Origin of the sequence: Kitasatospora sp. NPDC004615 (assembly GCF_042873545.1) — a bacterium.
Lineage (GTDB): Bacteria > Actinomycetota > Actinomycetes > Streptomycetales > Streptomycetaceae > Kitasatospora.
On record NZ_JBIALQ010000002.1, the window covers coordinates 534,448 to 544,450 of the forward strand.

Genomic DNA, 10,003 nt, shown 5'->3' on the forward strand with positions numbered 1-10,003 from the left:
GGGACACGCCGGGAGGCCCGCACCGGGCCTCCCGGAACACCCGTCAACCACCCGTCGACCACCCGCCGACCACCCGCCGGGCGCCCGGATCAGGCGATCGACCAGGCGATCCCGTCGAGGATGTCGTGCTCGGAAACCAGCAGCTCAGCGGCCCCGGTGCGCTCCATGATCTCCAGCAGCACCAGCGCGCCGGCCGCGATCACGTCGACCCGGCCGGGGTGCATCACGGGGACGGCGGCCCGCTCGGCGTGCGAGGAGTGCAGCAGCCACTCGGCGGTCTCCCGGACCTGCTGGACGGTCAGCACCGCGTGGTGGATCTGCTCGGAGTCGTAGCCGGGCAGCTCCAGCGCGATCCCGGCGACCGTGGTGACGGTGCCGGCCAGGCCGACCAGGGTGGCGCCGTCCGCCAGTGGGACGCTCGCCTCGACGGTGTCCAGCGCGGCCCGGATGTCGGCCCGGGCGGCGGCGATCTGCACCTCGGTGGGCTGCCCGCCCGCGAAGTGCCGCTCCGTCATCCGCACACAGCCGATGTCCATCGAGTGCGCGGCCCGCACGTCCTGCTCGCCGAGCACGAATTCGGTGGAGCCGCCGCCCAGGTCGAACACCAGGTAGGGCGGGCGGTGCGGGCCGCCGAGCAGCTCGAGGGTGGCGCCGGTGAAGGAGAGCCGGGCCTCCTCGTCGCCGCTGACCACGCTCGGGGTGATGCCGAGGATCGCCTTGACTCCGGCGGTGAACTCGGCGGCGTTCTCGGCGTCCCGGGAGGCCGAGGTGGCGACCATCCGGATCCGCTCCGGGCCGACCCCGTGCGCGGCGATGATCTCCGCGTACTCGCGGCAGGCCGCGAAGGTGCGGTCCAGCGCCTCGGGGTGCAGCCGACCGGTCTTGTCGACGCCCTGGCCGAGCCGGACGATCAGCATCCGCCGGTCCAGATCGACGATCTCCCCGGTCTCCGGGTCCAGGTCGGCGATCAGCAGGCGGATCGAGTTGGTGCCGCAGTCGATCGCGGCGACCCGGATGGTGCTCACGACTCGTCGTCCTCCTCGGCCTTGCGCGCCGCGCGCTCGGCCCGCTCGGCGGTCAGCGCCTCCTTGGCGGCGATCACCGCGGCGTGGTCCTGGGCCTTGGCCTTGTTGCGGGCGACCCGCTCACCGGCGGCCTCGACCTCGGCGGGGCTGACGCACGGGCCCTTGGCCCACCAGTCCTCCAGCATGCCGATCGCCTCGTCGCCGAGCGGGTTGACGCCCTCGCCGGCCGCCAGCGAGTGGCCGACCAGCACGTGCAGGCACTTGACCCGGTCGGGCATGCCGCCGGCGCTGGGGAAGCCCTCCAGCACCTCGATGGCGTCCCGGCGGGCGATGTAGTCCTCGTGCGCGGCCTGGTAGGCGGCGGCGAGCTCGGGGTCCTCGGCGAGCCGGGCGGTCTGCTCCTTCATCACGCCGTCCGCCTCCAGGGTGCCGATCAGCGAGGCGGCCTTGGGGCAGGTCAAGTAGTAGAGCGTCGGGAACGGCGTGCCGTCGGGCAGCCGGGGCGCGGTCTCCACCACGTCCGGGTTGCCGCACGGGCAGCGGTGGGCGACGGAACGCAGCCCGCGCGGCACCCGGCCGAGCTGGGCGGCGATGGCGGCGACGTCGTTGTCGGAGACGGGAGGGTTCTGGTTGCTCATCAGGAGTCTGTTCGTCAGGAGGGGGCGGGTGGGGTGGCGTCAGTGAGCTGCGGGTGGAGCGGCGATCGCGGTGTCGGCGGCGTCCACCGAGTCCCAGAAGCCGGAGTACCAGGGACGGGCGGCCTTGGTCCGGCCGGCGCCGTCCGAGGCGGACTGCTTCTCGCCCTGCGCGGGCGGCGGCGCGACCGACACGAACGGGGTCTCGCCCGGCAGCGCGTAGTGCAGCCGCTCCCGGGCCTGGGCCTTGACGAACTCCGGGTCCTGCCAGCGGGCCTTGGCCCGACGCAGTTCGTCGACCTGCTGGCGGGCGTGATCGGCCTTGGCCCGCTGATCGGCGATCTCGCCGCGCTGCGCGATGTACTGCCGGGCCGGGTACGCGAGTATCGCCACCAGCGAGCACAGGACGAGGACCAGCACGGTGGCCCGGCTGGTGAAGCGCGGGCGCGCCGCCAGTCCGGGAATTCTCCACTTGGCCATCTGGTCGCCCCTCCTGCGCATGCCGGTGCCCCGGCCCCACCCTACGCGGTGGAGGCCGGGGCACCGGTCACAACAGGCTCGGCGATCAGCCCTTGCTGTGCTTACTTGTCCGCGGAGCGGCTGTGCTTACTTGTCCGCAGAGCGGCTGTGCTTACTTGTCCGCAGAGCGGAACCGGGGGAACGCGCCGCGGCCGGCGTACTCCGCGGCGTCGTCGAGGATCTCCTCGATGCGCAGCAGCTGGTTGTACTTGGCGACGCGCTCGGAGCGGGCCGGGGCGCCGGTCTTGATCTGGCCGCAGTTGGTGGCGACGGCGAGGTCGGCGATGGTGACGTCCTCGGTCTCGCCGGAGCGGTGCGACATCATGCAGCGGTAGCCGTTGCGCTGGGCCAGCTCGACGGCGTCCAGGGTCTCGGTGAGCGAGCCGATCTGGTTGACCTTCACCAGCAGCGCGTTGGCGGTGCCGGTCTCGATGCCCTTGCGCAGGCGCTCCGGGTTGGTGACGAACAGGTCGTCGCCGACCAGCTGGACCTTGTCGCCCAGCTTGTCGGTGATGGCCTTCCAGCCGTCCCAGTCGGACTCGTCCAGCGGGTCCTCGATGGAGACCAGCGGGTAGGCGGCGACCAGCTCGGCGTAGTACTCGACCAGCTCGGCGGCCGACAGGGCCTTGCCCTCGAACTGGTAGGCGCCGTCCTTGTAGAACTCGGACGCGGCGACGTCCAGGGCGAGCGCGATGTCCTTGCCCGGGGTGTAGCCGGCCTTCTTGATGGCCTCGGTGATGAGGTCCAGGGCCTCGCGGTTGGAGTCCAGGTTCGGGGCGAAGCCGCCCTCGTCGCCCAGGCCGGTGGACAGCCCGCGCTCCTTCAGCACGCCCTTGAGGGTGTGGTAGACCTCGACGCCCCAGCGGACGGCCTCGGAGAAGGACTCCGCGCCGATCGGGGCGATCATGAACTCCTGGATGTCGACGTTGGAGTCCGCGTGCGAGCCGCCGTTGAGGATGTTCATCATCGGGACCGGCAGCACGTGCGCGTTCGGGCCGCCCAGGTAGCGGAACAGCGGCAGGTCGCTGGCCTCGGAGGCGGCGTGCGCGACGGCGAGCGAGACACCGAGGATGGCGTTGGCGCCCAGCGAGGACTTGTCCGGGGTGGCGTCCAGGTCGAGCATGGCCTGGTCGATCAGACGCTGCTCGGTGGCGTCGTAGCCGACCAGCTCCGGGCCGATCTGCTCGATGACGGCGAGGACGGCCTTCTCGACGCCCTTGCCGAAGTAGCGGTTCTTGTCGCCGTCGCGGAGCTCCAGCGCCTCGAAGGCGCCGGTGGAGGCACCCGACGGGACAGCCGCACGACCGGTGCTGCCATCGTCGAGACCGACCTCGACCTCGACCGTGGGGTTGCCGCGGGAGTCGAGGATCTCACGGGCTACGACGACATCAATGGACGGCACGAGGCATCTCCTAGCGGAAGCGGATGTGTGGTCGTTACGCCCAGAGCCTAGCCGCAGACATGCCCACGGCCACGCCCGGCCGGGCCCCGTCTCACCGTGTGACCCGGCTACTCACGGGTAGTTCACCTGTTTGCCCGTCGGCGGCGGGCTCCGGGCGGCGCGAACTGCTGGGCGCACGCCCGGAGCGGACGAATCGTCAGACCGACGAAGGGTCTATACCACTGCCGGGCCGGAGCCGGCCGGACCGCGCCGTCACAGCGCCAGCACCTGGCCGGGCATGATCACATCGGGGTCGGCGCCGATCAGTTCGCGGTTCGCCCGGAACAGCTGCTCCCAGCCGCCGGACACGTTCCGCGCGGCGGCGATCCCGGACAGCGTGTCGCCCTCCTGCACGGTGTAGTTCCCGGTGCCGGACTGCGTCGGCCCGTCGGCCGGGGCGCTCTGCTTCGAACTCTTCGACTGCTGCTGCGACTTCGTCTGCTTCTGCTCGGGCGCCGCCGCGCGCTGCTGCGAGCGGGAGGCGGTGTCCTCGGAGCTGTCGCCGCCGCGGGACAGACCGGCCTTGATCGAGCAGGACGGCCAGGCGCCGGGCCCCTGGGAGGCGAGCACCCGCTCGGCCACCGCGATCTGCTCGGAGCGGGTGGCCTGGTCGGCGCGGGCGGCGTAGTCGCCGCCGCCGTAGGCGCGCCAGGTGGAGGAGGAGAACTGCAGGCCGCCGTAGTACCCGTTTCCGGTGTTGATGCCCCAGTCCCCGCCGCTCTCGCACTGGGCCACGCGGTCCCAGGTGTCGGCGGGTGCGGCTGCCGCTCCGGTGGCGGAGAGCAGGGGCAGGGCCAGGCCCACGGAGGCGACGCCTGCGGCGGCGACGACCTTCTCGGCCTTGGTGCTACGGCGGTGACGTCCAGTACCGGCGAACAGCATGGGACTTCCTCTCCGCACGCCTACGAGGTGAGCTGTCGGGTTCGGACCGGGAGGCTGGCCCGGCCGCCGGGAGGTCCGGACGCGGTTGCGTCCGTTCCCCGGCGGCTTCACCCCAAGCCGTTGGGAGTACGGCGTTCACACCTGGTTCCCCCGCTCCTGTCCGAATCCTGGTCGGTGTCCCGAAGGTGCGGCGGACAGGACTCGGCGTGCCGCGTTCGGGGCCCGCAGCTGCGGGCAAATCGGAGAGTAAGCAGAGCTGACGAGCAATCACAAGCTCATATCACCGGTATCACGTCGAAATTACGGACCTTCACTTCTCGTGCACAAACCGTCCATGTATGTCCGCATTCGCCCGAAGTGGGGGCGCACCCGCGCCCCCACCGGGCCCACGGACGGTGACGTGCGGGGGCGGGGCGAGGGCAGGGCGGCGGCGGTCGAAACCGGGTCAGCGGGGCGTGAAGGAGACCGGGAGTTCGCGCAGCCCGCGCATGATCAGCCCACCCCGCCAACGGAGTTCGGCCGGATCGGCGGCCAACTGGAGGTCCGGCAGCCGTGTCAGCAGTGTGCCGATCGCGCGCTGCCCTTCGAGCCGGGCCAGCGGCGCACCGATGCAGTAGTGGATGCCGTGTCCGAAACCGAGGTGCGGATTGTCCGTCCGGGCCAGGTCCAGGGTGTTCTCGTCGGAGAACCGGTCCGGGTCGCGGTCCGCCGCGGCCAGCACCACCAGCACCGGGTCGCCCGCCGGGATGTCCACCCCGCCGATGCTCAGCGGCCGGGTGGCGAACCGCCAGGTCGCCAGCTCCACCGGCCCGTCGTAGCGCAGGAGTTCCTCGATGCCGGTCTCCAGCAGGCCCGACTCCCCGCGCGCCAGCGACTCCTGGAGCAGGGTGCGCTGATCCGGGTTGCGCAGCAACGCGTAAACGCCGTTGCCGATCAGGTTGATGGTGGTCTCGAAGCCGGCGAACAGCAGGATGAAGGCCATCGCCGCGGCCTCGTTCTCGCTCAGGTGCTCGCCGTGGTCGCTGGCCCGGATCAGGCCGGAGATCAGGTCGTCGCCGAGGTCGGCGCGCTTGCGGTGGATCAGGTCGGCCAGGTAGCCCTGGATGTGCTTGACCGCGCGGCCCACTCCCCCGCGCTTGCCGCCCGTGTGGCCCGGCTTTGTGTGTCGCAGCATCATGCCGGCCCAGTCGCGCAGGTCGTCCTGGTCCTCGGGCGGGACGCCGAGCAGGTCGCAGATCGCGTAGATCGGCAGCGGGAAGGCGAATTCGTGGATCAGGTCGACCTCGCCGCGCTCCGCGAAGGAGTCGATCAGGCGGTCGGTGAGCTGCTGCACCCGCGGTTCGAACTCGGCGACCCGGCGCGGCGTGAACGCCTTCGACACCAGGCGGCGCAGCCGGGTGTGGTCCGGCGGGTCGATGTTCAGCAGGTGGGTCATCAGGTCGGCCTGCCGCTCGCCCGGGATGCCCACCCGGCCGGTGCGGTGCGCCTGTTCGCTGTGGTGCGCCGGGTTCTTGGAGAGCCGCGAGTCGGCCAGCGCCTGCCGGGCGTCCGCGTACCGGGTGACCAGCCAGGCCTCCACCCCGCTCGGCAGCGTGGTGCGGTGCACCGGGGCGTTCTCCCGCAGCCAGGCGTACGCCGGATACGGATCGGCCGCGAACTCCCAGGTGAAGAGTTGCGGGTGGGCGGTGTGGGGCTGATCTGGCATGTCTTGACCGTATCTGGAACCGCCGTCGCGTGAGTCTGGTCACCTGGCGGGTAATTGCTGTTGCGGAGAGTCGGGGCGAGCCTACGATCCTCCGCAAGAACCACAGTGGGCGGCGTGCGGACCGCCCGCGGTTCGCTCTGAAAGGGGAGCAGGCCATGCGAGTAGCCGGTGCAGTGGTGGTCATCGCGGTGCTCGACGGAGGCGAGGGGGCCGACCTGGCCCGCCGGTTCTCCGCCGCCGGCGCCGCCGGCCTGCTCATCGCCGATCTTCGCCCCGGTGTCGCCGAGGACCTGGCCGCCGAACTCGACCGTCCCGGCTGCCCGGTGGTCGGGGTGTCCGGTGACGTCCACCACCCGGCGGACATCGCCGCGCTGGTCGACACCGCCGCCAAGCACCTCGGGCCGATCGACCTGTTCGCGGTCGCCGGCCCGGACGGCGAGCGGGTCGTCCAGCTCGCCGAACTGTCGGGCCACCTCGACCCGCTGGCCGAGGTGCTGGCCCTGGTCGGCGAGGCGATCGGCGAGGTCGTGCCGGCCCAGCGCCGCCGCCCGGTCTCGGACGTCCCGCTGGCGAGCTGACCCGTCAGTCGTCCTCGGACAGTCCCTCGGCGGCCCGTACCGCCCGGCGGTAGCGCCGGGCCGCCGCCCGCAGTGCGGCGTCCACGTCCACGCCCTGGTCGTAGCCGCGCTGCGCGACCGCCAGCAGCAGCTCCCCCGCCGTCTCGGCAGTGAGTTCGGCGGGCAGTTCGTACGGCGCGTCCGGCACTCCGGTGAACCGCGCCCGGCGCACCCGGGAGACCAGTTTCGCCGCGTACGCCAGCGCGGGCAGGCCCGCCGGGACGCCGTCCAGCACCGATTCGCGCTGCTTCTCCGCGGCCTTCAGCTGCTCCCAGTTGGCCTCCGTCTCGGCGGAGTCCCGGACGCTGACGTCGGCGAACACGTGCGGGTGGCGATACATCAGCTTCTCGACGATGTCGCCCGCCACGTCGTCGATGGAGAACGGGTCCTCGGCGTCCTCCTCGGCGATCCGGGAGTGGAAGAACACCTGGAGCAGCACGTCGCCGAGTTCCTCGCGGAGGGTCGGACGGTCATCCTCCTCGATCGCCTCGACCAGTTCGAAGGCCTCCTCGACCAGGTACTTCACCAGGCTCCGGTGGGTCTGCTCGGCGTCCCACGGGCAGCCGCCGGGCGAGCGCAGGCGGTCCATCACCGAGACCAGGTCCAGCAGCCGGGCGCCCGGCAGGTCGTACGAGCCCGGCAGCACCTCGATCTCCGGGTGCTCGCCGGCCTCTTCCACCGCGATCCGGGCCAGCGCGTCGGTCAGCCCCGGGTCGCCGTCCGGGCTCTCCAGCCACACCGCGGGGGCCAGCGCGAGCAACTGCCGGGCCAGCGCCGGGGCGGAGCCCCGTTCGATCAGCCGGGGCTCGACGCCGGCGGCGCGCAGCGCGGGCAGCTGCGGGTGGTCAGCGACGCCGGCCAGCACCACGGGCGCCGAACGGAGGGCCTCCCAGGCCGGCCAGCCGAGCAGGCCCGGGGCGACGCGGTGGGTGGTGGTGAGCAGGATCAGCTTCGGAGTGTCCACGCCACCGAACCTACAACGACCGCGTGCGGGGCGGACCAGCGGTTTTCCTGCGCGGACGGTCACGCCGCGGGTTGCAGCATCAGCTGTCGGGTGACGGACAGCAGGTCGGCGGGCGTCAGCTCGGCCAGCAGCGAACCGGCGTGCTCGATCAGCGCGGCGGCCGCCTCGGTGAGCGCGGCGTCGTCCAGCGGGCGCCCCGCCAAGGGGAGGCTGTCGGCGAGCAGGCTCTGCGCGACGGTGTACAGGTTGGCGCTGGCCGCCTCGCGGATCGTCAGCGACAGGTGCGTGGAGGGCGCGCCGTCCTCGGCGCGGGCACGGTGGGCGAAGCCACGCGGCACGTACAGCACCTCGCCCGGCTGCAGGACGGTCTCCAGCAGCACCTCGCCCGGGTCGCCGTCCTCCCGCTCCGGCACCCAGTTGCCGTCGGCGGGCCCGCCGTGCACCCACCAGCGCTTGGCCCCGGAGATCTGCACCACCAGCACGTCCGCGTCGTCGCGGTGCACCGGGCGGCCCTGGGTGCCGGGCGGGGTCAGGAAGTAGAACGCCTCGACCTGCCGGCCGATCTCGGCGGCCAGACCGCGGGCCAGCTCGCGCACCCCGTCGTGCCACTGGTCGACGTAGCGCAGCAGCAGCGTCGCCTGCTCGTCCCGGATCAGCGCCCGCACCGCCGCGCCGTCGGCGTACCCCCCGACCACCTCGCCGAGCACCACCCGCGGCGGGCAGAACCGCTCGACGGGCAGGTGGGCGTCGCGCTGCACCAGGCCCAGGTACGGCACCTTCAGCAGGCCGTGGTCGAGCAGCCGGTCGAGTTCGGCGGCGGGCAGCACGTCCACCGGCGGGCGCTCGGGGCGCAGCACGGCCGGGGCGGTGCGCCACAGCTGGGTACGGAACTGCTCCTCGTCCGCGACGAAGCGGCTCAGCCAGGTCTCGGTCATGGTCGGGTCTCCTCTGGTGCGGGCTGCTCGGGCGGTGTGTTCGGGGGGTGTGTTCGGGGAGGGTCAGGCGGTGGGTTCAGGCGGTGGGACGGTTGCTGTACGCGACGCGGCGGGCGGCGGACACCAGCTCGGCCGGGTCGGCGGTGGCCAGCCGGGTGCGCAGGTGGTCGAGCAGCTGCTCGCCGGCCGCCAGCAGGTCGTCCTCGTCGCGGGGGCGGGCGGGCAGTTCGAGGCCCTCGGTGAGCAGGGCGCGCAGCTGAGTGCGCAGGTGGACGGTGCAGGCCTCGCGCAGCGCGATCGTCAGGTGCAGCGACGGCCCGTCCTCGGTGGCGCGGGCGGTGTGGGCGTAGCCGTTGGGGACGTACAGCACCTCGCCCGGGTGGACGACGGTGTCCAGCAGGCACGGGCCCGGGTTGTCCTCGCGGACCGGCTGCCAGTTCGGGTCGGTCGGGCCGCCGTACACCTGCCAGTGCTTGTGGCCGCTCAGCTGGATGACCAGGATGTCGCCCTCGTCGCGGTGCACCGGCCCGTGCCGGCCGGGCTGCGAGTAGAACATGAACGCCTCGGTGAGCCGGCCGAGACTCTCGGACAGGCCGGTGGTCAGCGCGCGCACCCCCGGGTGCCAGTGGTTGAGGTAGCGCAGCTGGAGCGTGGCGTTGCGGTCCCGGATCAGCGCCCGCACCCGCTCCGGGTCGAGGCACCCCTCCAGCGTCCGGCCGGCGATCACCCGCGGCGGGCAGTACTCCTCCTGCGGCACGGTGCCCTCGACGGTGAACAGCCCCGCGTAGGGGTCGCGCAGCGTGCCCTCGTCGATCAGCTCGAACAGGCTCTCCACCGTGAGCACTTCGGTGGGCGGGTCTGCGGGGCGGAGCACCACCGGCCCCTGGCGCCAGTGCTTGCGCAGGAAGGTCTCGGTGTCGTCGACGCAGCGGTCAAGCCAGTCCATGGTGGTGTTCCTCTCCGAACTCAGGGCGTCTCAGGGGGTGTTGGGGGTGGGGCGGATCGGACGCGGGGCGCCGGCGGCGGCGAGGCCGCCGGCGACCCCGGGCGTGGATCGGTGGATCAGATGACGTCCGGGTAGCACGCGCCGCAGCCGTCGGTGGTCGCGTGACCGGCGCTCACGGACGGCGCGGTCGCGGCCTGCGCCGACACGGCCGGCGCGAACACGGCGCCACCGACGGCGGCGGCAACCGCCACCGACAGCGCGGCCTGACGGGCCAGCGCGGCGAACTTCGAAGCGGACTCGGTGCTCTGAACACCCATGACAGGACTCCTAATTG

At 72.6% G+C, this 10,003-nt stretch carries 10 protein-coding genes, 1 pseudogene and 1 riboswitch; of the genes and pseudogenes, 1 reads left to right on the forward strand and 10 read right to left on the reverse strand.

What is annotated here, in order from left to right:
* Nucleotides 1–89: 89 nt before the first annotated feature.
* From ACFYS8_RS09270 to ACFYS8_RS09295, 6 genes and pseudogenes are all read right to left on the reverse strand, one after another.
* The gene (locus tag ACFYS8_RS09270) at nt 90–1,025 is read right to left on the reverse strand and encodes an exopolyphosphatase (protein ID WP_387637985.1); all 936 of its coding nucleotides are present in this window, start codon (nt 1,023–1,025) and stop codon (nt 90–92) included.
* 131 nt (nt 1,026–1,156) lie between these two features.
* A pseudogene (locus ACFYS8_RS09275) lies at nt 1,157–1,706 on the reverse strand (DUF501 domain-containing protein); the annotation flags it as partial.
* Nucleotides 1,703–2,140 carry a septum formation initiator family protein gene (locus tag ACFYS8_RS09280; RefSeq protein ID WP_387637987.1) on the reverse strand — a complete coding sequence of 146 codons (438 nt, stop codon included), beginning with the start codon at nt 2,138–2,140 and terminating at the stop codon, nt 1,703–1,705. The pseudogene ACFYS8_RS09275 and the gene ACFYS8_RS09280, both read right to left, overlap by 4 nt.
* A gap of 151 nt (nt 2,141–2,291) precedes the next feature.
* Nucleotides 2,292–3,581, reverse strand: coding sequence for a phosphopyruvate hydratase (gene eno, locus ACFYS8_RS09285; protein WP_387637989.1), 1,290 nt, complete (start codon nt 3,579–3,581; stop codon nt 2,292–2,294).
* Between the two features lie 252 nt (nt 3,582–3,833).
* Complete coding sequence (locus tag ACFYS8_RS09290) at nt 3,834–4,502, reverse strand: transglycosylase family protein (protein WP_387637991.1); 669 nt, start codon at nt 4,500–4,502, stop codon at nt 3,834–3,836.
* Nucleotides 4,503–4,505: 3 nt separating this feature from the next.
* Nucleotides 4,506–4,686: riboswitch (cyclic di-AMP (ydaO/yuaA leader) on the reverse strand.
* A 261-nt stretch (nt 4,687–4,947) separates the two neighbouring features.
* A complete protein-coding gene (locus ACFYS8_RS09295; protein ID WP_387637993.1) occupies nt 4,948–6,207 on the reverse strand; it encodes a cytochrome P450 in 1,260 nt (419 codons plus the stop codon).
* A 155-nt stretch (nt 6,208–6,362) separates the two neighbouring features.
* Between ACFYS8_RS09295 and ACFYS8_RS09300 the strand changes: the two genes are divergently transcribed.
* On the forward strand, nt 6,363–6,785 hold the full coding sequence (locus tag ACFYS8_RS09300; RefSeq protein ID WP_387637995.1) for an SDR family NAD(P)-dependent oxidoreductase: 423 nt from the start codon (nt 6,363–6,365) through the stop codon (nt 6,783–6,785).
* Nucleotides 6,786–6,789: 4 nt separating this feature from the next.
* On the opposite strand, the gene ACFYS8_RS09305 is transcribed toward ACFYS8_RS09300, so the two are convergent.
* The 4 genes from ACFYS8_RS09305 to ACFYS8_RS09320 all read right to left on the reverse strand — a co-directional run bounded on the left by ACFYS8_RS09305 (nt 6,790) and on the right by ACFYS8_RS09320 (nt 9,986).
* Entirely contained in the window at nt 6,790–7,788 is a 999-nt protein-coding gene (locus ACFYS8_RS09305; RefSeq protein ID WP_387637997.1) for a MazG family protein, read from the reverse strand.
* A 59-nt stretch (nt 7,789–7,847) separates the two neighbouring features.
* Nucleotides 7,848–8,723 carry a JmjC domain-containing protein gene (locus ACFYS8_RS09310; protein WP_387637999.1) on the reverse strand — a complete coding sequence of 292 codons (876 nt, stop codon included), beginning with the start codon at nt 8,721–8,723 and terminating at the stop codon, nt 7,848–7,850.
* 76 nt (nt 8,724–8,799) lie between these two features.
* The gene (locus ACFYS8_RS09315) at nt 8,800–9,669 is read right to left on the reverse strand and encodes a JmjC domain-containing protein (RefSeq protein WP_387638002.1); all 870 of its coding nucleotides are present in this window, start codon (nt 9,667–9,669) and stop codon (nt 8,800–8,802) included.
* 116 nt (nt 9,670–9,785) lie between these two features.
* The gene (locus tag ACFYS8_RS09320) at nt 9,786–9,986 is read right to left on the reverse strand and encodes a hypothetical protein (RefSeq protein WP_387638004.1); all 201 of its coding nucleotides are present in this window, start codon (nt 9,984–9,986) and stop codon (nt 9,786–9,788) included.
* Between the last annotated feature and the right edge of the window lie 17 nt (nt 9,987–10,003).

Coding starts and splice junctions, on each gene's coding strand:
- ACFYS8_RS09280 (WP_387637987.1), bottom strand. CDS start 2,140: ATGGCCAAGTGGAGAATTCCCGGACTGGCGGCGCGCCCGCGCTTCACC.
- ACFYS8_RS09290 (WP_387637991.1), bottom strand. CDS start 4,502: ATGCTGTTCGCCGGTACTGGACGTCACCGCCGTAGCACCAAGGCCGAG.
- ACFYS8_RS09295 (WP_387637993.1), bottom strand. CDS start 6,207: ATGCCAGATCAGCCCCACACCGCCCACCCGCAACTCTTCACCTGGGAG.
- ACFYS8_RS09300 (WP_387637995.1), top strand. CDS start 6,363: ATGCGAGTAGCCGGTGCAGTGGTGGTCATCGCGGTGCTCGACGGAGGC.
- ACFYS8_RS09310 (WP_387637999.1), bottom strand. CDS start 8,723: ATGACCGAGACCTGGCTGAGCCGCTTCGTCGCGGACGAGGAGCAGTTC.
- ACFYS8_RS09315 (WP_387638002.1), bottom strand. CDS start 9,669: ATGGACTGGCTTGACCGCTGCGTCGACGACACCGAGACCTTCCTGCGC.
- ACFYS8_RS09320 (WP_387638004.1), bottom strand. CDS start 9,986: ATGGGTGTTCAGAGCACCGAGTCCGCTTCGAAGTTCGCCGCGCTGGCC.